Source organism: Streptomyces sp. NBC_00377, from assembly GCF_036075115.1.
GTDB lineage: Bacteria > Actinomycetota > Actinomycetes > Streptomycetales > Streptomycetaceae > Streptomyces.
The window spans coordinates 2,464,741-2,484,548 of record NZ_CP107958.1 but is presented as its reverse complement, the minus strand read 5'-3'; the positions used below and the strand labels follow the sequence as shown (position 1 = coordinate 2,484,548).

The following is a 19,808-nucleotide window of genomic DNA, read 5'->3' as shown; positions in this document are numbered from 1 at the left end:
ACACCACGAGTCGGCCGGCCCTTGTGGGCGTCCGTGAGGAGAAGGCTCAGGTGGTCGCGTCGGACGCCGTCGGTTTCTGGTCGGCGGCCCAGGAGGCGAGGAGGCGCAGCCCGTCGTGGGACGGGGTCCCGGGTTCTGCGTTCCACACGATGATGTGCTGGTCGGGGTCCGTGCCGCAGGTGAGGGTGTTCCAGTCGAGCGTCAGCTCGCCCACCACCGGGTGACGCAGCTTCTTGACGCCGCAGCCGCGCAGCGCGACGTCGTGTTCGGTCCACCACTGCCGGAACTGGGTGTCACGGGCGGACAACTCCTCGACCAGTGCGGTGAGCGGCTGGTCGTCGGGGTAGCGCGCGCTCTCCATGCGCAGCTGGGCGATGGCCAGCCGGGTGACCTCCTCCCAGTCGACGTACAGCTCGCGCATCCAGGGCTCGGTGAACAGCAGCCGGACGAACACACGATCTGGCTCGGGGTAGCGCCCGAAGTCGGTCCACAGGGCGGCGGCGAGCCGGTTCCAGCCGAGGATGTCGGTGCACCGGCCGATGACGAAGGCGGGGGAGGTCGTGAGATCGTCCAGCATGCGCTGCAACTGCGGGTCCACCTGCTGCCGCTCGCGATACGTGGACGGGATCACCCGCTCCTTCGCGGCGAGGTGCAGGAGGTAGGTGCGCTGGGCGTCGTTGAGGCGGAGCACCTGGGCGATCTCGTCGAGCAGGGGAGCCGACGCCTGGAGGCGTCCCTGTTCGATCCGGGTGTAGTACTCGGTGCTGATCGCCGCGAGGAGGGCCACTTCCTCACGGCGCAGCCCCTTCACACGCCGCCGATGCCCGCCGCGCAGGCCCACCTCGGAGGGGGTGAGCTCGGCACGACGAGCCTTGAGGAACTCACCCAGCTCGTTCAGATGCGGGTTGCGGTTCATGACCTTCAGGGTGGCACAAACGCCACCTGTTGTGAGGGGGACAGATCTCTCCCCTGTCTGTTCGGCCAGTGGGCGGTGAGCCCGTCGTTCTGCGGCCGCTGACGGAGCTGGAACGGTGCCGGTGGCCGGGCGCGCGCTCGCGAACCCGGCCACCGGAGCAGAACACCGCCCGGTTGTCAGCTCAGTGCTTTGACGAGCTCGTGCGCCAGGGGGACGGCCGAGTAGGGGTTCTGGCCGGTGTACAGCGTGCGGTCGACCTGGACGTGCGGGGTGAAGGGGTCGGCCTCGCGGTAGTCCGCCTTGAGTTCGCCCACGAGGCGGTCTTGCAGCAGCCACTTCGCACGGTCCGCGAGACCGTTCTGCTTCTCCTCGGCGTTGGACAGGCCGGTCAGTCGGTAACCGGTGAACGGAGAGGTCCCGTCCGGGCCGATGGTGGCCAGCAGTGCAGCGGGGCCGTGGCAGACCAGGGACACCGGCTTGCCCGAGGCCAGCCACTCGGTGAGCAGCCTGCCGGACTCGGCGTTGTCGGGCAGGTCCTCCATCGGACCCCAGCCGCCGGGGTAGAAGACGGCCACGTAGTCCGCGATGTCCACGTCCTCGATGCGCATCGGGTTGGCCAGCTCGGTCGCTTGGCGCACCGCGGTCCGCATGCGCTCGGCTCCTTCCTCGCCGCCGTTGAAGTCCGGGGTGAGGCTGAGCGCGTCGGCGGTGGGCGGCACGCCGCCGGGAGTCGCTGCCGCGATCTCGTATCCGGCCTCCTTGAAGACCTGGTACGGACCGATCGCTTCCTCGGCCCAGTAGCCCGCTGGCTGGCGGGTTCCGTCGGCCAGCGTCCAGTGGTCGGACGCGGTGATCACGAAGAGGATCTTCGCCATGGTTTGTCGTCTCCCGGTGCGGGTGTCAGCCCTTGAGGGCTTCCTGGAGGATGTGGCTGTCGGCGGCCTGGCGCATGCTCACGGCCTTGCCGTCGCGGATGGTCCACAGGTGGATGAACCGGACGTCGGCCTTGTTCCCGGTCTTCGTCTCCGCGTGGTAGTGGCCGAACACGAAGACGTGGCCGGAGTCGTCGGCGTAGAACTCCTCGGGCACCGCGCCGAAGGACTCGTAGTTCGGCATCGTCCTGCCGAAGAAGTTCTTCGCCGCGTCGTCCCAGCCGTGGTAGACGCCGCTGTTGGGGAAGCCGGGGGTGATGTCCCAGACGAGGTCCGGCGCCATGACCTCACTGGTCACTTCCGGGGCCATCCCGGATTCGTACACCCGTCGGATGAGGGTGAGATGCGGGGAGTCGGACACGGTTCGCTCCTTGAGGGGGGTGGATCGGTGTGATGAGGAGGGCAAGAGTGATCAGGCGGCGAGGACGCTCCGCCCGGCACGGAAGATCGCGGCCTGACGTGCGACGCGGGCGCCCAAGTGCTCCGCGGTGGAGATGTCCGATGTGTGGACCGCTTCCGGACCGGCGTCGGTCGGGCTCTGGGCGCCGGCGCCGAGGAAGAAGCCCAGTCGGTTGATGTCGTCCTCGCTGCCTGTGGTGGAGTCCCAGCCCGGCAGCAGGCCCAGGCTGATCCAGTGCATGCCGTGCTGGGCGGCCAGGGTGGCGAAGTAGCCGAGGGTGGACGACTTGTCGCCGCTCTTGGCTCCGGAGTTGGTGAATCCGGCGGCCAGTTTGTCCACCCAGGTGTGGGCGAACCAGCGCCTGCTGCTGGCCTCGGCGAACGCGTGGAAGGCCGCGGAGGCGGTGCCCATGTAGGTGGCGGAACCGAAGATGATCGCGTCGGCGGCGTCCAGCTGCGCCCACTGCTCGTCGGTGATGGTGGCGACGGGGATCGGAACGACATCGGCGCCGGCTCCCGCCGCGCCCCGCGCCACGGCTTCGGCGATGACGGCCGTGTGGCCATAGCCCGAATGAAAGGCGATGGCGACGGTGGGGCGGCCGGGATCGGACATGGTGATCGTGCTCCTCGCATGCATTCTGGTGTCAGAGGACGGCGAAGAACTTCACCATCTTGGTGATCGCCTGATCCACGTACTCGGGTATGTCGTACATGGCGATGTGAGTCGCACCGTCGACAACGAACAATTCCTTTGGTCCGTTGGAAAGCTCGTACGCCTGGTCGCTGAACACCTTGGTGTCGGCCTTGCTGCCCGCGATGAGGAGCATCGGCTGCGTCAGCAGATCCGGAATCTGGTCGAACGTAGAGAAGGCGTACATCTTGTCCAGACTGGTCAGCAGGAAACGGCCCTTCGAATTCGGATGCTGACCACGCGGAGTCCGGTAGTAGTCGTATCCCTCACGCAGAAGGTCCGGTGTGTTGTCGTCGATCTCTTCCAGCGTCTCCGGGACGAACGGGGCGTAGACCGGCGCCGCTCCGTTCGCCTCCGCCGTACGCTGCTGGGCGACCGCTTCCAGGGTCTTGATCTGCTCGGCCACGGGGGAGAGCTGCCCGAGGAAGGCCCGGGAGCCCTCGCCCATCGGAGCCGCGCTGACGGTGGCCACCGCCTTGAAGCGGCGCTCTGTCTGGACCACGCTGATCGCGTAACCGCCGCCGGCGCAGATGCCGAACACGCCCATCCGCTCGGTGTCGACGTACGGGAGAGTGGTCAGGAAGTCCGCCGCACAGCGGGCGTCCTCCACTCTGGTCGGCGGGTCCTCCAGAAGGCGGGGTTCGCCGCTGCTCTCCCCCTGGTAGGAGGAGTCGTAGACCACGGTGACGAATCCATGGGCGGCCAGCTGCTTCGCGTACTGGCCTATGGTCTGTTCCTTGACGCCGCCGGCCGGGTGAATTCCGACGAGGGCGGGGTACTTCTTTTCTTCGTCGAAGTCGTCCGGCAGGTGAAGGTGTGCCGCGATTTCCACGGCCTTGTTCCTGAACGATACGGTCTGGACCATGGCGCCTGTCCCTTCGTCGGCGTCGAGCCGCCAACCGGCGGTCCGGACACCATGATTCGCGGGTGCTGAGATGCTGTCCACTCGCGATGGGGGGAGGAATTCGTCCCCTGGATGTGAATTCCCGGGTAGGTGACTACTGCCTTCTCATTCCGCGGATAGGTTCCACAACTCCGGCAGGTCGGTCAGCGCCATGTGAGGCCGAGCAGGGTGGTGCACCAGCCGGAGGCGGACGCACGCGGCCTTGCCCGCCCTCCGGGACGAGGTGTCCCAGCCGCGCTCGGCGGCTCGTTGTGGTGACCACAACGGCCGGATCAGGCCGGGACAGTCCACTGTCAGGTGCCGCTTGCCTCAGCTCCGTACGACGACTGTTCGACGAAGCAGTCCAGAGGGCGTCGACTGAGGTGCTGTTGCAGAACAGTCCGAGCCGCAGCTTCAAGGGCTGGCGCGGGTCTCGCGGGCGGAGTGGTGATGCGGAATCCACCATCCTGACGCTCGGATGACGCTCGAATATCGGAAGTCCCAACCTCGCTGACCTCTGCGGCCCCGCGCTGTGAGGGCCGGGGCCGTCGGCACGGCGCGAGGACTTCGGTTCGGGGGCGACTGCGCCTCGCCGGCGGTGGCGCGTGCCACTACCCGTCGCACGCACCTTGGAACGAGAGCGCTGCCCCGATGCTTTGTCCTCGGCGCCATAGGCTGGGCGGTCGTCCGTCGTGTCGCCAAGAACCCGGCGGGGCTGCTGCGGTGGCTGGTGCCCGTGCTCGTGGTCGTGTCGTTCGGGCCCGACCTGTCCCTGCTCGGTGGCGGTACGCCCGGCAGTGGGCCGCTGGCCGTCGCCGCGCTGATGGTGATGCATGTGGTGGTCGCGGTCGCCGCCGTCGCCGCCTATCGGCGCGTCCTGCCGCTGCCTGTCCGCTGACGCTGCCCGGCGTGCGCGACGTGTCGGCAGCCGGCAGCCGACAGCCGGCGGTGTCCCGGAGGCCGGGACGACCGAGCTCCGGGACACCGCTGTTCGCGCGCAGGAACGGTCGTGCACGTCTTCCGTCTGCGTGACGGTTGCCCATCCCATCCACAGCGTGGATAACCCGGATACGGGATTCGGATCGTGCAGGGGATGGCACCGGCGCCTCGGCGCCCCCATAGTCGTCGCTACCGCACGCCGCTGTCCGGATGCCACCGGCGTGCGAGCTTCCCCAGCATGCCGTGCGCCGTCGGCGCCCGTGAGGCATGCCCACTCCCTTACACCGCCCCTGGAGTCGCCATGCCCGGTGCCGTGCCCCCGCCGCCGCACGCGGCGGTCGATGCCACCACTCCGTCAGCCGTCGCCGTCTCGGGCCCGGCCCATCTGCTGCGGGTGACCCTTCTGATGGCGGGCAGCTGTCTGCCGATCCTGGGGGCGGTGCTGATCGCCCCGGTACTGCCGAAGATGCAGGACCACTTCGCGTCGGTCCCCGGGGCCAAGGCGCTGGTGCCCCTCGCGCTGACCGTCCCGGCGCTGGCGCTGGCGCTGCTGGCCCCGTTCGCCGGGGTGATCGTGGACCGGGTGGGCCGCAAGCGCCTGCTGGTCGTGGCGACCGTCCTGTACGCGCTGTTCGGCACGGCACCGCTGTGGCTGGACTCGCTGGGCGGCATCATCGCCAGCCGCGCCCTGGTCGGAGTCGCCGAGGCCGCGATCATGACCTGCTGCACGACTCTGATCGGCGACTACTACAGCGGTCACCGGCGGGTGAAGTACCTCGCCCTCCAGACCATGTGCGCCTCCGCGTCGGCCACCGTCTTCTTCGTGCTCGGCGGCGCCGCCGGATCGGCGGGCTGGCGCGTGCCCTTCTGGGTCTACGCCGTGAGCCTGGCGCTCGCCCCCTTGATGGCAACCGCCCTGCCCAACCTGGCGGCCCGTGCGGACGGCGAGGAGACTCCGGCCGAGACGGAGGCCCGCCGCTCGTTCCCCTGGCGGCAGTTGGGCGGCATCTGTGCCCTCACCTTCTTCGGGGCGATGGTCTTCTACACCGTCCCGGTGGAGATGTCGTACCTGCTCGACGACCTCGGGGTGGAGAACACCGGCGTGATCGGACTGGCCACCGCGATCGCCAGTGCCGCGACCGTGGGCGGAGCGGTCACCTTCGCCCGGCTCAAGCGTTCTCCCGACCCGATGCTGCCCGCCGTCTTCGCGGTCTGCGCGGCCGGCTTCGGGGTGATGTTCCTCGCGGGCAATGCCCCGCTGCTGGTCATCGGGGCGGTCGTCAACTGTGTGGGCACCGGCATGCTGCTGCCCGCCCTTCTCACCAGTGCCATGTCCCGCCTGGCGTTCGAGGACCGCGGCCGTGGGACCGGGTTGTGGATGACGGCCTTCTTCGGCGGTGAGTTCATCTGCCCGCTGGTGCTGCTCGCCGGGGAGTCCGCGGTCGGCGGTCTCGCCGGTGCGGTGGGCGTGCTGGGGCTGGCCGCCGCCCTCGTCGCGGCGGGGCTGTGGGCGGCCCGCCGCCGGGTGGGCGCCGTCGATCCCCGGCCGTTGCCGGAGCAGTTGGCCTGAGGGTGTGTGGGAAGACCGCCGAGAGCGCGTCGATCACGGACTGCCGCCGGGCCCGGTCAGAGCCGGCCCGGCGGCAGCCCCGCGCTCCGGTCGACGGGCACGGCCTTCCCTGGGCCCTTGCCATTGCTGTAGCCGTTGCCCGCAAGCGTCGCGCCCACTTCCGCGGCCTTCTGCCGCAGCCAGATGTGGCCCGCGTCCTGAGCGTGCACCGGGTGCCACCACATCGCCTCCCGCACCGGTACCGCCTCGAAGGGGCAGGGCAGGACGCGCACCGCGGCGGATCGGACCGCCTTGCGCGCCAGGCGCTCCTGGATCATCGCGATCCGGCGGGTGCCCTCGACCATGAGGGGCAGCAGCTGGAAGGTCTGCACGGACACCTCCACCTGGGGACTGATCCCTATCATGCTGAGCTGGCGGGCGGCCGGGGCGTCGTAGGGACGCTGGTAGACGGCCCAGGGCAGACGCCCCAGCTGGTCCAGGGAGAGTTCGTCACCGATCTCGGGGTGATCGTCGGCGACCAGGAACAGCCAGCGGTCCTGGTGGAGGTCGACGGCGGGCAAGCCGTCGATGATGCCGTGCGGCATCAGCAGTCCGTCGACGGTGCTCAGCACCGCGGCGGTGTTCTCCACGACGGACGGTGCCGGGTGCTGGAAGGTGAGCCGGATGCCGGGCGCCTCCTCGTGCAGGGTGCGGGCGAGTGCGGCACCGAACACGGCCGCCCCGTAGTCGGAGGCGAGCAGGGTGAACTCACGTGACTCCGCCGCCGGGTCGAAGTCGGCCTGGCTGGCGAAGACCCGCTCCAGCAGGTCGCACGCGGTGGCGCTGCGGTCGCGCAGGGCGGCGCCGAGCGGAGTCAGCTCGTAGGCGTTGCCGGTACGTGCGAGCAATTCGTCGTCGAAATGGCGGCGCAGCCGGGACAGCGCGGCGCTCATGGCCGGCTGGCTGAGGCCGATGCGCTCGCCGGCCCGGGTGACATTGCGCTCCTCCAGCAGCGCGCGAAGGGCGAGGACCAGATTGAGGTCGAGTCGGGACAGGTTCACCGGCAACCACCTAGCAACGAGAGTCATCCATGGCGTGGATTCGACACATCCACAGGATTAATTTCCGTGATTTGCCGATCGGGGTCAGAGTAGACCCCGACCCCGCAGGAGGAAATCTGATGGCAATGCTCGCGCAATCAGCCGGCCCGTTCGCGCTCGGCACGTTCTCCGCTCAGGACGGGGAGTCGTTTCCCGGCCTCCTGGCCCATGACCGGGTACTCGATCTGCGCAGCGCCCTGGACTGGGCGCCGTCGGATCTGCGCGCAGTCCTGGAGCGGTGGGAGGAGACCCTCCCCGTCCTGCGCACCCTGGCGGACGACGACTCCCTCGGCCGGCTGCCACTGGAGGGCCTGCGCGTGCACGCCCCCATCGAGCCGCGGCAGATCTTCCAGTCCGGCGCGAACTACCGGCAGCACGTGATCGATCTGGAGGTCGCCCACCGTTCCCCCGACGACCCCCGCACCGTCGAGGAGGCACGAGCGGAGATCGCCGCGGTCATGGACCGCCGGGCCGCCGAGGACCTGCCCTACGTGTTCATCGGCCTGCCCAGCGCGATCACGGGCCCCTACGACGACGTGGTCCTGCCCGCCTGGGCCGAAAAGCCGGACTGGGAGCTGGAGTTGGCGGCTGTCGTCGCCAAGCCCGCCTACCGGGTGACGGTCGAGGAGGCCCTGGAGTACGTCGCCGGGTACACCATCGCCAACGACCTCACCGACCGCGCCACCGTGTTCCGCCAGGACATGAAGGCCATCGGCACGGACTGGCTGCGCTGCAAGAACGCTCCCGGTTTCACGCCGCTCGGCCCGTGGCTCGTACCTGCGGAGTCGATCGCGGACACCGGTGACCTGCGGGTCACGCTCAGGCTGAACGGCGAGACCATGCAGGACGAGTCCACCAAGGACATGCTCTTCGGAGTCGCCCGGTTGGTGTCGTACGCCTCGCAGACGTCTCAACTCCTGCCCGGTGACCTGGTGTTGACCGGCAGCCCGGCCGGCAACGGCATCCACTGGGGACGCCTGCTGCGCGACGGTGACGTCATGGAGGGTTCCATCACCGGTCTGGGCGTGCAGCGCACCCGCTGCGTCGCGGAGGGAACGGCATGAGCCTGGACCGCCGCGACCCGGAGGGTGCGATAGCCGAGGCCGCCAAGGCGTACTCCAACTGGGGCCGTTGGGGTGAGGACGACGTGCTCGGCACGCTGAACTTCCTCGACGAGGCCAAGCGGCGCGAGGGCGCGGCGCTCGTACGCCGCGGCGTGAGCTTCTCGCTGTCGCAGCGGTTCGACATGAACGGCCCGCAGAAGGGCTGGCGCCGGCGGACCAACCCGGTGCACACCATGCTCGACACGGGGACCGACGCGGCGCTGGGCAACCAGGGTTTCCCGCACGGCATCGGCGGCGCGGACGACGTGATCGCGATGCCGCTGCAATGCTCCACCCAGTGGGACGGCCTCGGGCACATCTTCGACCACGGCAAGGCGTGGAACGGACGGGCCGCCGAGCAGGTGGTCACCTCCGACGGAGACCTTGTCACCGGCATCGAGCACATGGCGCCGTACGTCGCGGGACGCGGCGTACTGCTCGACGTGGGCCTGGTCGTCGGCACGGGTGGGGGCACCTCCCGCTCGAGCGGAGCCGAGAGTGGGGGAGAGCTGCCCGACGGGTTCGCCATCACCGAGGAGCACCTCGAGCAGACCGCTGAGGCCCATGGGGCGACCGTCGGCCGCGGCGACATCGTCCTCGTCCGTACCGGACGTCTCGCCCGCGCCCGGCGGGGAGGCTGGGGCGACTACGCGGGCGGCCCCGCGCCCGGCCTGTCGTTCACCACCGCCGGCTGGCTGCACCGCACCGAGATCGCCGCCATCGCCACCGACACCTGGGGTTTCGAGGTCCGCCCCAACGAGTTCGACAACGCCTTCCAGCCGCTGCACCAGGTCGTCATCCCCAACATGGGCCTGCTGATCGGCGAGATGTGGGACCTCGACGCACTCGCCGCCGACTGCGCCGACGACGGCGTGTACGAGTTCTGGCTCACCGCCGCTCCCCTCCCCATCACCGGAGCCGTCGGCTCCCCGGTCAACCCGATCGCCGTCAAGTAACCCGAACCCGCGCTACTGCCGGATGCGCCGTTCCCCGGACAGCATCGGCGCATCCGGCCCCCACCGCTCCACCCGCTTCGCCGGGTGACCCGTCCCCACCCCTGGCCCGCACTCGCAGCGGGCGAGCCGCAGCCCCCGCCGCCCGAAGTCGCGCGGCCCAAACCCGGGAGGAATCCCCGACATGGCTGACAGCCGCACTCTCTCCCAGCCTCCGGCCGGGGGCACACCCACCGTCCTGGTCATCGGCGGGGGCGCCTCAGGCAACGCCGTCACCATCCTGCTGCGCCGCGCCGGCATCGCCGTCGACCTGATCGAGGCCAGGCCGGACTGGAACGCCACCACCGGCTCCGGCATCACCCTCCAGGGCAACGCCCTGCGGGTCCTGCGCGAACTGGGCGTGTGGGAACAGGTGAAAGCCTCCGGATACGCATTCGGCTCGCTGGGCGTGACCACCCCCGACGGCACCGTCCTGTTCGTCGCCGAGGACATCCAGACCGGCGGCGAGGACCTGCCCGCCACCCTCGGCATGCAGCGCCCCCAACTGCAACAGATCCTCATCGACACGGTCCACGCCTCCGGCGCCGGCGTTCGCCTCGGCATCACCGCCGAAGCGCTGGAGCAGGACGCCGACGGCGTGTCGGTGCGCTTCAGCGACGGCAGCGAGGGCCGCTACGACCTGGTGATCGGCGCCGACGGAGTCAACTCCGCCACCCGCGCCGCGATCGGCATCACGGACAAACCCGAGCCGACCGGCATGGCCATCTGGCGCATCGCCGCCCCCCGGCCCGAGAGCGTGACGCGCACCGACCTCGCCTACGGCGGCCCCGCCTACATCGCCGGCTACTGCCCCACCAGCGAGAACACCATCTACGCGTACGTCGTCGAGGGGTGCCGCGACCGCGCCTCCATCGACCGGGCCACCTACGCCGACGAGATGCGCCGCCTGGCGCAGAGCTACGGCGGGGTCTGGCCGGAGATCACCGAGCACATCACCGACCCGAAGAAGGTCAACTACACCTGGTTCGACCGCCTGCTGGTCGAGGACTCCTGGCACCGGGGCCGGGTCGTGCTCATCGGCGACGCCGCCCACTGCTGCCCGCCCACCATGGCCCAGGGCGCGGCCATGTCCCTGGAGGACGCCCTCGTCCTCGCCGAGCTGCTCAGCGGGGCCGTGGCCGACGGCCGGGACTGGGACGACGAGCTGCTCCAGGCCTACCACGACCGCCGCATTCCCCGGGTGCGCACCGTCGTCGAGGCGTCCATGCAGATCGGCCAGTGGCAGCTGGACGGTGTGCGCGACGCCGACATGGCCGGGCTGGTCGGCCGCACCATGAACCTCCTCAAGGAGCGCCCGTGACCACCACTGCATCCTCCGCGCCGACCACCGACGTCCACGCCCACCTCCTGCTCCCGGAGGTCGAGGAGGCCGTCGCCGGTCATCCCGGTCTCGCCGAGGCCCGCGCCCTCGACGCGCGCCGCAACGGCCCGGCGGCCCTGGCAGTGAACGGTCCGATGGTCGGCGCGCGCGTGCCGCAGCTGACGGACGCCGCGGTGCGCCTGACGGCCATGGACGCGCAGGGCGTGGACATCCAGCTGGTCAGTCCCTCGCCCTCCCACTACCACTACTGGGCCGAGCCCCAACTGGCCCAGATTGTCTGCCGCCTGGCCAACGAGGGCACCGCCGCACACTGTGCGAAGGCTCCCGACCGCCTGTACGGCCTGGGCCTGGTCCCGCTCCAGCATCCCGACCTCGTGGTCGGCCTGCTCGACCACGCCCTGGACCAGGGGCTGAGGGGCGTGGAGATCTCCTCGCACGCGCCCGGCCGCGAACTGTCGGACCCGGCGTACGAAGCCTTCTGGTCCCGTGCGGAGGAGACAGGTGCCCTGGTCTTCCTGCACCCGTTCGGCTGCTCCCTCGACGAGCGCCTGGACCGGTGGTACCTGTCCAACACCGTCGGCCAGCCCACCGAGAACGCGGTCGCCCTCTCCCACCTGATCTTCTCCGGTGTCCTGGACCGTCATCCGGGCCTGAAGCTGATCGCGGCGCACGGCGGCGGCTACCTGCCCACCCACATCGGCCGCTCCGACCACGCCTGGCGGGCCCGTCCCGACGCCCGGGGCTGTGAGCGGGAACCGAGCAGCTATCTGAAGCAGCTGTACTTCGACTCCCTCGTCCACGACCCTCAGGTGCTGCGGGAGCTGCTGCGAGCGGTCGGCCCGGAACGGGTCCTGCTCGGCTCCGACTTCCCCTTCGACATGGGCACCGACGACCCGCTCGGCGCGCTGCGCGCCGCGGACCTGCCCGACACCGACTTCCACTCCGTCCGCGGCGCAAACGCCGCCGCTCTGCTCGACCTCGTCTGAGGAGCCCCCCCATGAATAGCCGCCTGCTCACCCACCTCCGCCATGTCGACCTCGCCGTGCCGGACTACGACAAGCAACTCGACTTCTACGCGGGCGTCTGGGGCCTGACCAAGGTCGCCGAGGACTCCGGACTCTCCTTCCTGGCCGCCGAGGGCAGCCCGGAGCAGTACGTCGTCCGGCTGCGCAAGGCCGAGGAGAAGCGTCTCGACCTCGTGTCCTACGGTGCCGCGAGCCCGGCCGACGTGGACGCGCTCGCCGAGCAACTCCTTGCCGGGGGCGTTGAGCTGGTCACCCAGCCGGGCAAGGTGGAAACACCCGGCGGCGGTTATGGCTTCCGCTTCTTCGACGTCGACGGCCGCACCATCGAGGTCTTGGCCGACGTCGAGGTGCGGCAGCACCGCAAGATCGAGGAGAAGGAGTCGATCCCGGTCAAGCTGTCGCACGTCGTCCTCAACTCGCCGGATCTGGACAAGACCAAGGCGTGGTACGAGGAGCACCTCGGCTTCCGGCTGTCCGACACCCTCGGCCATCCGCACATCGGCGACGTCATGCACTTCATGCGGATCAGCAACCAGCACCACTCCATGGCCATCGCCAAGGGCCCGCACACCTCGCTGCACCACATCTCCTTCGAGATGCGCGGAATCGACGAGTACATGCGCGGCTCCGGCCGTGTCATCCGTTCCGGCGCCCGCAAGATCTGGGGGCCGGGCCGGCACATGGCGGGCGACAACACCTTCACCTACTTCCTCGACCCGCACGGCAACACGGTGGAGTACACGACGGAGTTGGAGCTGCTGGACGAGGACACCTGGCACCCGCACGTCTACGACTTCTCGAAGCCCGAGGTCACCGACCAGTGGGGCACCGCCAACCCCATGAACGAACTGGTTACCAAGGAGTCCTTCAACGACGTCGACCGCGGCGTCTTCGTCGCTCCGCCGGTCTGATCGGCGGAGCCTTCAGTCCCCGGGGGCGCGGTTGCCCTGTCAACTGCCCTGACTCCCCTGCCGCGCCCCCGGCCTTCGTGCCACCCCTCACGCCGACAGCCGACAGGAAACCGCCATGCGTTTCGCCGCGTACGAGTACCGCAACCGACGCCATGTGGCCGTCGTCTCAGAGGACGGCACGCTCCACCCCCTGCCCGGCGTCAGCTCACTGACCGGCCTGCTCGCCGAGGGCGGCGGCCTGCCCCAACTGCTCGACGCGGGCTCCGCGACCCTCGACTTCCCGGCCGGCCCCCACCTCTCCGACGTACGACTGCTGGCGCCGCTCCAGCCGCCCACCGTGCGGGACTTCGTCACCTTCGAGGAACACGTCGAGGGCGTACGGCGGTCCGTGGACGGGGCTGCCGGGGTACCGGAGCGGTGGTACGCGGCCCCGACGTTCTACTTCGGCAACCCCTACGCGATGTACGGGCCGCACGACGACATCCCCATGCCACCGGGGTCGAGCGTGCTCGACTTCGAGCTGGAGGTCGCCGCCGTGATCGGAAAGGAGGGCCGCGACCTCACGCCCGAGCAGGCCCGCGACCACATCGTCGGCTACACCGTCTTCAACGACTGGTCGGCACGGGACCTACAGTCCGCCGAGATGAAGGTCGGCCTCGGCCCCTGCAAGGGCAAGGACACCGCCACCACGCTGGGTCCTTACCTGGTCACCGCCGACGAGCTGGGGAAGTACCGCGACGCGGACGGCTTCCTGCGCCTGGCGCTCACCGCCGAGATCAACGGCGAGGTCGTGGGCAAGGACCTGCTGTCCAACATGAGCTGGACCTTCGAGGAGATGGCCGCCTACGCCTCACGCGGCACCGTCGTCCGCCCCGGTGACGTCCTCGGTTCCGGGACCTGCGGAAACGGCGGCTGCCTCGCCGAATTGTGGGGTGTACGGGGTGAGCAGTCCCCGGCTCCCCTGAAGCCCGGCGACACGGTCACCCTCACCGTCGAGGGCATCGGCTCCGTCTCCAACACCGTGGTGGCCGGCCCGGACCCCGTGACCATTCCCGTCGCCCGACGCCGCACGAGGCAACGGCCGTGACCGATCTCCATCCCAAAAGGCTCCTCGGCCGGGTCGTCGTGGTCACGGGCGCGGCCGGTGGCCAGGGCGCCGCGGAGGCCGAGGCGCTGACCCGCGAGGGCGCCCGGGTGATCGCCACCGACGTCGCGGAGTCACCCGGCTGCCGCCGTCTCGACGTCACGAACGAGAAGGACTGGGCGGAACTCGCCGCCGACCTGCGTGAGGCGTACGGGCAGGTGCACGGCCTGGTCAACAACGCGGGCGTCACCTGGCGGGCCCGGATCGACGACGTACGCCCCGAGGACATGGCCCGGGTCCACGCGGTCAACGTCACCGGCCCGCTCCTTGCCATCCAGCACCTCACGCCCCTCATGCCGCCCGGCTCCTCGATCGTGAACGTCGGCTCGTCCGCGGCGCTCACCGGCCACTACCCGGTCGCCTACACGGCCAGCAAGTGGGCGCTGCGCGGCCTGTCGCGGACCGCCGCCATGGAACTGGGGCCCGTCGGCATCCGCGTGAACATCGTCCACCCCGGCTTCATCGAAACGGACATGACCGCCTCCGCGGCGCCCGGCTTCCGAGAGGCGAACGTCCGCGAGACACCGCTCGGCCGCACCGGAACCGTCGACGAGATCACCCCGCTCGTCGTCTTCCTCCTCTCCGACGAGGCGTCCTTCATCACGGGGGCCGAGATACCGGTCGACGGAGGACTCACCGCGCACGGCGGCGCCAAGTCGATCTCCGACGCCCTGCGCGCGGACGCCTGAACCGGCGACCACACAGGACAGCCACGACAGAAAGGCCCTCTCTCTCATGGACAAGGTCCGCGCGAGCGCCGCCGAGGCGGTCGTCGACATCCCCGACGGCGCGTCGCTGGCCGTCGGCGGCTTCGGCCTCAGCGGCATCCCCGGCGTGCTCATCCAGGCACTCCACGCCCAGGGCACCACCGGCCTGGAGGTCGTGTCGAACAACTGCGGTGTGGACGGGCGCGGACTGGGAGTCCTGCTGGCCGACGGCCGGATCGCCCGTGTCACGGGCAGTTACGTGGGCGAGAACAAGGAGTTCGCCCGTCAGTACCTGTCGGGCGAGCTGGAGGTGGAGCTGGTGCCGCAGGGCACGCTGGCCGAACGGCTGCGCGCCGGGGGAGCGGGCATCCCCGCCTTCTACACCCCGGCAGGGGTGGGCACCCAGGTGGCCAGGGGAGGGCTTCCCTGGCGTTACCGGCCCGACGGCACGGTCGCGGTGGCCTCCCCGCCCAAGGAGACCCGCGACTTCGCGGGCCGCGCGTACGTCCTGGAGCACGGCATCACCACCGACTTCGCCCTCGTACGGGCCTGGCGCGGCGACCGCCACGGGAACCTGGTCTTCCGCAAGTCCGCCGCCAACTTCAACCCGCTGGCCGCGACGGCGGGCAGCATCACCGTCGCCGAGGTGGAGGAACTCGTCGAGCCGGGCGCGCTGAGCCCGGACGAAATCCACCTGCCGGGCATCTTCGTCCAGCGGATCGTGGTCCTCACCCCGACCGAGGCCGCCGACAAGCAGATCGAGCACCTTTCCATTTCCGCGTCTTCGACACGAGGGGCCGTACGCGCATGAGCACCACCCTGGGAACGCGGCTGGGCTGGACCCGGGACCAGATGGCCGCCCGCGCCGCCGCCGAACTCACCGACGGCTCCTACGTCAACCTCGGCATCGGCCTGCCCACCCTCGTCCCCGGCCACCTGCCCCCGGACGTCCATGTGGTCCTGCACTCCGAGAACGGCATCCTGGGCACTGGCCCGTACCCGACCGAGGCCGAGGTCGACCCCGACCTGATCAACGCGGGCAAGGAGACCGTCACGGTGCTGCCCGGGGCCTCCTTCTTCGACTCGGCCCTGTCCTTCGGCATGATCCGGGGCGGCCACATCGACACTGCCGTGCTCGGCGCGATGCAGGTCTCCGCCGCAGGCGACCTGGCCAACTGGATGATCCCGGGCAAGATGGTCAAGGGCATGGGCGGCGCGATGGACCTCGTCCACGGCGCCCGCCGCGTCATCGTCCTGATGGAACACACCGCCAAGGACGGCAGCCCGAAGATCCTCACCGAATGCACCCTGCCGCTCACCGGCGAACAGTGCGTCCACCGCATCATCACCGACCTCGGCGTCCTCGACGTCACGCCCGAGGGCCTCGCTCTCGTGGAATGCGCGCCGGATGTCACCGCCGAGGACATCGCCGCCCGCACCGATGCACCTCTGATCCGGAAGTCGTGAACCATGGACGCGTCGGGCGGGCAGGGACCACGGTTACTGCCCGCCCCGTGCGCCGGGCTCACCTCGCGTCATGGGCCCCGACTCACGCAGCAACCGTAGTACCTGGTCCGCGTGTTGTCCGCGGCCGGGCGCAGGCGCGGCTGCTGGGACGAGGGGCTGCTGTGTGTCGCGCATCCGTCCGTCCGTTCGTGTCGTTGCCGTCAGGGTGTCGGTGCTGGACCGGCGGATGTGGCACTCGGTGGGCACCGGACCGTCAGGTGGCGAGCAGGCCGCCGTCCATGTGCAGGTCGTGGGCGTTGACACCGGTGTTGCGGAGGAGGAAGTCGGTGGCGTCGGCGATCTCGGCCATGGTCACCAGCCGTCCGATCGGCGTCTGGGCGGAGTGCGGTGGGTCGGGGACGTCGCGCCACTTGGGGCTGTCGCCGATCAGACCGGGGTGCAGGGCGTTGACGCGGTGCGGCGCGATCTCCACCGCGAGCGTCCTGACCAGACCGGTGATCCCGGCGTTGAAGGTGCTGACGATCGTCGAGCCAGGGTACGGGCGTTCCTTGGCCAGCCCCCCGAAGAGCACGACCGACGCCTGCGGGGTGAACCGGTCGCGCAGCACGCGGACGGTCTCCGCATAGCCGACGAGCTTCATGGTCACGGCGGAGACCGCGTCCGTGATGTTGAACTCCGCGAGTGTGTTTGCCGCTTGGCCCACGGCGGTGATCACCAGATGGTCGATCCGGGTGACGTCCGCGAGTGCGGCGTCGATGGTCTCGGGGTGGCCGAGGTCGAGGGCGAGCCCGCGGGTGCCGCCGCCGATGCGCGCCGCTACGGCCTCGGCCCGCGCCTTGTCCCTGGCGGTGACGATGACGTCGTCGCCGCGGCCGGCGAAGTGCTCCGCGATGACGCTGCCCAGTCCGCCGCTGCCGCCGACGATGAGTGTGGTGGTCATGCGGTGAAGGTCCTTCCGGGTTCGGCGGCCTGGAGGCTGCTGAGGGTGGCTCGGGCCTGCTCGCGCATGGCCGGGACGAGGCGCAGGGCGGCTTCCGGCAGGTTGGCGGTGACGACCGCGAGTTCGCCGGGAGTACCGACCTGCTCGAAGAAGCCGATGTTGAGGTGGGCACCCACGGGCGGGGCCGATGCGATGACAGCGCGGGAGAACTCCGCCCAGGCCTCGTCGGACATGTGTGCCGTCAGCGCGGGGAACAGCACCGGCTCCTCGTGCTCCAGGTGGGTGTGTACCAGGTCGCGTACTGCCACGGCCGCGTCGGAGAGCGCCGTCCGCTCGTCGGCATCCCGCACGGGAGTGGCCGCCAGCGCGTCCAGTGCCGCGTCCAGCGCGTCGTGTTCGGCCGCCAGGTCCGTCGGCCCGGCCGCCGCCGCGGGGTCCGCGGCGGTCAGCAGCGGCCAGAGGACGTGGTCCTCGCTCTCGTGGTGGTGCCGCAGCGCCGCGACGAGAAAGTCACGCAACTCCGCCAGGGCCGCGGCGGAGGCGGTGTCCCGCTGTGCCGCCTCCGCCAACAGGGAGGTCGCGGCCCTGTGCATCTTGTGCAGCAGGCGGGTCTCGGCGACCGCCGCGCCGCCTTCGGGTGTCTCAACACTCACTATGGGATCCATTCCCTAGTTGATATCCAAGTGGATACTAACGTAGCAGTGGCTACGGGCGAGGTGTCGCGCCGCCGTAGAGTGATCACATGAAGGAGGTGCCGTGAACGACGCAGAGCCGGTGTCCGAGCAGCCACGCAGGCGCCGGGATCCCGAGGGACACCGGGCGGCCATCATCGAGGCGGCCCGCCAGGCCTTCGCCGAGCGCGGATACGCCCGTACGACCCTCCGTGAGATCGCCGGCCGGGCAGGCGTCACACACGGCCTGATCACCCGTCACTTCGCCTCCAAGGAAAGGCTGTTCCTCGCGGCGATGCCGGGCAATCGCGACCTGGAGGACGTCGCGGCCGGTGACCCCGCCACGCTGCCCGACCGGATCGCCCGTGCCTTCGTACGGCGGCTGGAGACCGACGCCGTCAACGATCCGCTGATCGCCCTGCTGCGCAGCGCCGCGTCCGACCAGCGTGCCGCGTCGGACCTCCTGCGCGCGATGCAGGAGCACAGCACCGCCGTCTACCGGTCCGTCCTGTCACCCGGTGGGACCGCTGCCCCCGGCGACGACCTGGACACCCGCGTGGCGCTCGTGGGGACGCAGATGATCGGGGTGGCGTTCAACCGGTACATCGCACGGACCGAGCCTCTCGCTTCGATGCCGTCCGACCAGCTCACCGAACACCTCGCGCGGGTACTGCGGGGCATCCTCTTCAGCTGACCTCCTCGATCACCTGCCAAAGGCGGTTCGAACGGTCCGCGGTCGGCGTGCCCGGCACGGGCTCCGGCAGGACCGGCCCTCCGGTGGCGGGGCGCGGGGGTGCCAGGCCCTCCGTCAGGGTGGTCCGACACGGTGATCCGGCCCTGGTGCAGGGCGACCTGCTGGGCGACCAGAGTCAGGCCGTCGTCCACCTCGGCGATCCGGGTCGGCGTGTGTTCCGGACGTACGCTGCTGGTCCGCGGGTCGAGACGGCTGGTCCGCCGCTGGAGCCGTCGTAGCGGAAGCACCGCTCTGGCGGCGATGGCCCAGGCGGCCACTCCGGCGAGTGCCGCGGCCAACAGTGCTCCGGTCAGCAACCGCCCGCGTACCAGGGCCAGTTCGTCCTCGGCGGTGTCCGGTGACAGCAGCCACAGGTTCGGCGTGGTGCCCTCTTTCGCGGCACCGACGCGCAGCGACAGGACGAGCCAGTCCTGGCCGCCGGAGGGCACGCTGACGGGGTCCGGGGCGTTGCGGGGCAGTGGGGGGTAGGGATCGGGCTGCGGGCCCGCCGAGATCGTGCCCTGCGGCCCGGTCAGCCGGATGCCCACGTCCCGCGCGGAGTTGACCAGCCGGCCTCGGCGACTGCGCGCCGGCGGCCGCGCACAGGTCTTCCACGCCCTGCGGAACCACCCGGACTTCTCGCGGCTCGTCATCGGGAACCGGCGCATCATCGCCCCGAGCCACGGCCTCGACGCCGGTCTGTTCCCCCAGCACTACTTCGACCACTACATCGACAAGGTCTGGCAGACCTACCGCGACAAGAACCTCGTCGTCAGGACGAACGCGCGGGCACCTTCACCGGCCGGGTCAGGGACCACCGGCTCACCTTCTCCGGCCCGGCGCAGGCGTCCTTCGCCAAGCCCTCCACCCGTGACGTGCTCTTCAGGTGGCCGCTGTGGTCTCAGAACTCGTGCACCACCACCCAGTAGTCGGATTCCTCGACGGAGGCGGCACACAGGTGGCGCCCGTCGACCGACGCGGCCAAGAACTCCGGGGAACCCGTCACCGCGCAGACACGGGACGGGAGATTCGTGCCGACCGGGTCCTTCACGCGTACCCAGCCGATCCTGCTGCCGCCGGGTACGGGCGGGAGGACGAGGAACTCCCCGTTCTCCCCGCAGAGCGAGACCCGGGCGGCATGGTGATGCCAGGCCTCGTCCAGTGCCTCGGCGGCCTGCGGGGCCGAGGCGGGGACCCTGGCGACCGGTTCCACCTCGAACCCGCTGACCGCCTGGATGGCGGCGGTCACGGGCGGGCCGTCGGTCGCCGGTTCCCCCGTCACCTCGAGCCCGCACCGCCCGAGGACGTCCAGCCACTCCGGTGTCTGCCGGTCCGTCACGATTCCTGACCTTTCATCGGTTCTC

The 19,808-nt window shown here is 70.3% G+C and carries 21 protein-coding genes and 1 pseudogene; 13 read left to right on the top strand and 9 right to left on the bottom strand.

The annotated features are described in order from the left end of the window. Positions 1 to 46: 46 nt before the first annotated feature. From OHS71_RS11170 to OHS71_RS11150, 5 genes are all read right to left on the bottom strand, one after another. Positions 47 to 916 carry a helix-turn-helix domain-containing protein gene (locus OHS71_RS11170; protein ID WP_328479243.1) on the bottom strand — a complete coding sequence of 290 codons (870 nt, stop codon included), beginning with the start codon at positions 914 to 916 and terminating at the stop codon, positions 47 to 49. A 176-nt stretch (positions 917 to 1,092) separates the two neighbouring features. Next, positions 1,093 to 1,791, bottom strand: a complete 699-nt coding sequence (locus tag OHS71_RS11165) for a type 1 glutamine amidotransferase domain-containing protein (protein ID WP_328479242.1) — start codon at positions 1,789 to 1,791, stop codon at positions 1,093 to 1,095. Positions 1,792 to 1,816: 25 nt separating this feature from the next. Then, positions 1,817 to 2,209, bottom strand: a complete 393-nt coding sequence (locus tag OHS71_RS11160) for a nuclear transport factor 2 family protein (RefSeq protein ID WP_328479241.1) — start codon at positions 2,207 to 2,209, stop codon at positions 1,817 to 1,819. A gap of 51 nt (positions 2,210 to 2,260) precedes the next feature. Beyond that, positions 2,261 to 2,860: a flavodoxin family protein gene (locus tag OHS71_RS11155; protein WP_328479240.1), complete on the bottom strand. Its 600-nt coding sequence runs from the start codon at positions 2,858 to 2,860 to the stop codon at positions 2,261 to 2,263. Between the two features lie 31 nt (positions 2,861 to 2,891). Next, on the bottom strand, positions 2,892 to 3,803 hold the full coding sequence (locus tag OHS71_RS11150; RefSeq protein ID WP_328479239.1) for an alpha/beta hydrolase: 912 nt from the start codon (positions 3,801 to 3,803) through the stop codon (positions 2,892 to 2,894). Between the two features lie 616 nt (positions 3,804 to 4,419). Between OHS71_RS11150 and OHS71_RS11145 the strand changes: the two genes are divergently transcribed. After that, on the top strand, positions 4,420 to 4,719 hold the full coding sequence (locus OHS71_RS11145) for a DUF6069 family protein (protein WP_328479238.1): 300 nt from the start codon (positions 4,420 to 4,422) through the stop codon (positions 4,717 to 4,719). A 342-nt stretch (positions 4,720 to 5,061) separates the two neighbouring features. Next, on the top strand, positions 5,062 to 6,330 hold the full coding sequence (locus OHS71_RS11140; protein ID WP_328479237.1) for an MFS transporter: 1,269 nt from the start codon (positions 5,062 to 5,064) through the stop codon (positions 6,328 to 6,330). Positions 6,331 to 6,386: 56 nt separating this feature from the next. Here the strand turns inward: OHS71_RS11140 and OHS71_RS11135 are convergent, their stop codons facing one another. Next, the gene (locus OHS71_RS11135; protein WP_328479236.1) at positions 6,387 to 7,370 is read right to left on the bottom strand and encodes a LysR family transcriptional regulator; all 984 of its coding nucleotides are present in this window, start codon (positions 7,368 to 7,370) and stop codon (positions 6,387 to 6,389) included. Between the two features lie 119 nt (positions 7,371 to 7,489). Here OHS71_RS11135 and OHS71_RS11130 point away from each other — a divergent pair, with 119 nt between their 5' ends. The 9 genes from OHS71_RS11130 (at position 7,490) to OHS71_RS11090 (ending at position 16,100) form a co-directional block, all read left to right on the top strand. Continuing rightward, a complete protein-coding gene (locus OHS71_RS11130) occupies positions 7,490 to 8,473 on the top strand; it encodes a fumarylacetoacetate hydrolase family protein (RefSeq protein ID WP_328479235.1) in 984 nt (327 codons plus the stop codon). Beyond that, positions 8,470 to 9,468: a cyclase family protein gene (locus OHS71_RS11125; RefSeq protein ID WP_328479234.1), complete on the top strand. Its 999-nt coding sequence runs from the start codon at positions 8,470 to 8,472 to the stop codon at positions 9,466 to 9,468. Before OHS71_RS11130 ends, OHS71_RS11125 begins: the two co-directional genes overlap by 4 nt. 181 nt (positions 9,469 to 9,649) lie before the next feature. Continuing rightward, positions 9,650 to 10,825, top strand: coding sequence for an FAD-dependent oxidoreductase (locus tag OHS71_RS11120; RefSeq protein WP_328479233.1), 1,176 nt, complete (start codon positions 9,650 to 9,652; stop codon positions 10,823 to 10,825). Then, positions 10,822 to 11,832 (top strand): amidohydrolase family protein, encoded by a 1,011-nt coding sequence (locus OHS71_RS11115; RefSeq protein ID WP_328479232.1) that lies wholly within the window; start codon positions 10,822 to 10,824, stop codon positions 11,830 to 11,832. Before OHS71_RS11120 ends, OHS71_RS11115 begins: the two co-directional genes overlap by 4 nt. 11 nt (positions 11,833 to 11,843) lie before the next feature. Next, positions 11,844 to 12,782 (top strand): VOC family protein, encoded by a 939-nt coding sequence (locus tag OHS71_RS11110; protein WP_328479231.1) that lies wholly within the window; start codon positions 11,844 to 11,846, stop codon positions 12,780 to 12,782. Positions 12,783 to 12,897: 115 nt separating this feature from the next. Further along, positions 12,898 to 13,869 (top strand): fumarylacetoacetate hydrolase family protein, encoded by a 972-nt coding sequence (locus OHS71_RS11105; protein WP_328479230.1) that lies wholly within the window; start codon positions 12,898 to 12,900, stop codon positions 13,867 to 13,869. Then, a complete protein-coding gene (locus tag OHS71_RS11100; RefSeq protein ID WP_328479229.1) occupies positions 13,866 to 14,615 on the top strand; it encodes an SDR family oxidoreductase in 750 nt (249 codons plus the stop codon). The genes OHS71_RS11105 and OHS71_RS11100 overlap by 4 nt, the downstream gene beginning before the upstream one ends. A gap of 46 nt (positions 14,616 to 14,661) precedes the next feature. Beyond that, a complete protein-coding gene (locus OHS71_RS11095) occupies positions 14,662 to 15,444 on the top strand; it encodes a CoA transferase subunit A (RefSeq protein ID WP_328479228.1) in 783 nt (260 codons plus the stop codon). Between the two features lie 20 nt (positions 15,445 to 15,464). Beyond that, positions 15,465 to 16,100: a CoA transferase subunit B gene (locus OHS71_RS11090; protein WP_328484473.1), complete on the top strand. Its 636-nt coding sequence runs from the start codon at positions 15,465 to 15,467 to the stop codon at positions 16,098 to 16,100. A gap of 253 nt (positions 16,101 to 16,353) precedes the next feature. On the opposite strand, the gene OHS71_RS11085 is transcribed toward OHS71_RS11090, so the two are convergent. Both OHS71_RS11085 and OHS71_RS11080 read right to left on the bottom strand, forming a co-directional pair. After that, entirely contained in the window at positions 16,354 to 17,040 is a 687-nt protein-coding gene (locus OHS71_RS11085; protein ID WP_328479227.1) for an SDR family oxidoreductase, read from the bottom strand. Next, the gene (locus OHS71_RS11080) at positions 17,037 to 17,693 is read right to left on the bottom strand and encodes a hemerythrin domain-containing protein (RefSeq protein WP_328479226.1); all 657 of its coding nucleotides are present in this window, start codon (positions 17,691 to 17,693) and stop codon (positions 17,037 to 17,039) included. The genes OHS71_RS11085 and OHS71_RS11080 overlap by 4 nt, the downstream gene beginning before the upstream one ends. Before the next feature lie 103 nt (positions 17,694 to 17,796). Between OHS71_RS11080 and OHS71_RS11075 the strand changes: the two genes are divergently transcribed. Next, positions 17,797 to 18,405 (top strand): TetR/AcrR family transcriptional regulator, encoded by a 609-nt coding sequence (locus OHS71_RS11075; protein ID WP_328479225.1) that lies wholly within the window; start codon positions 17,797 to 17,799, stop codon positions 18,403 to 18,405. Between the two features lie 579 nt (positions 18,406 to 18,984). Beyond that, positions 18,985 to 19,176 (top strand): annotated as a pseudogene (locus OHS71_RS41325) (hypothetical protein); the annotation flags it as partial. A 169-nt stretch (positions 19,177 to 19,345) separates the two neighbouring features. On the opposite strand, the gene OHS71_RS11065 reads toward OHS71_RS41325, so the two are convergent. Continuing rightward, positions 19,346 to 19,783 carry a hypothetical protein gene (locus OHS71_RS11065; protein WP_328479224.1) on the bottom strand — a complete coding sequence of 146 codons (438 nt, stop codon included), beginning with the start codon at positions 19,781 to 19,783 and terminating at the stop codon, positions 19,346 to 19,348. Positions 19,784 to 19,808: the final 25 nt, after the last annotated feature.

Coding starts and splice junctions, on each gene's coding strand:
- OHS71_RS11170 (WP_328479243.1), bottom strand. CDS start 916: ATGAACCGCAACCCGCATCTGAACGAGCTGGGTGAGTTCCTCAAGGCT.
- OHS71_RS11165 (WP_328479242.1), bottom strand. CDS start 1,791: ATGGCGAAGATCCTCTTCGTGATCACCGCGTCCGACCACTGGACGCTG.
- OHS71_RS11155 (WP_328479240.1), bottom strand. CDS start 2,860: ATGTCCGATCCCGGCCGCCCCACCGTCGCCATCGCCTTTCATTCGGGC.
- OHS71_RS11150 (WP_328479239.1), bottom strand. CDS start 3,803: ATGGTCCAGACCGTATCGTTCAGGAACAAGGCCGTGGAAATCGCGGCA.
- OHS71_RS11140 (WP_328479237.1), top strand. CDS start 5,062: ATGCCCGGTGCCGTGCCCCCGCCGCCGCACGCGGCGGTCGATGCCACC.
- OHS71_RS11130 (WP_328479235.1), top strand. CDS start 7,490: ATGGCAATGCTCGCGCAATCAGCCGGCCCGTTCGCGCTCGGCACGTTC.
- OHS71_RS11125 (WP_328479234.1), top strand. CDS start 8,470: ATGAGCCTGGACCGCCGCGACCCGGAGGGTGCGATAGCCGAGGCCGCC.
- OHS71_RS11120 (WP_328479233.1), top strand. CDS start 9,650: ATGGCTGACAGCCGCACTCTCTCCCAGCCTCCGGCCGGGGGCACACCC.
- OHS71_RS11110 (WP_328479231.1), top strand. CDS start 11,844: ATGAATAGCCGCCTGCTCACCCACCTCCGCCATGTCGACCTCGCCGTG.
- OHS71_RS11105 (WP_328479230.1), top strand. CDS start 12,898: ATGCGTTTCGCCGCGTACGAGTACCGCAACCGACGCCATGTGGCCGTC.
- OHS71_RS11095 (WP_328479228.1), top strand. CDS start 14,662: ATGGACAAGGTCCGCGCGAGCGCCGCCGAGGCGGTCGTCGACATCCCC.
- OHS71_RS11085 (WP_328479227.1), bottom strand. CDS start 17,040: ATGACCACCACACTCATCGTCGGCGGCAGCGGCGGACTGGGCAGCGTC.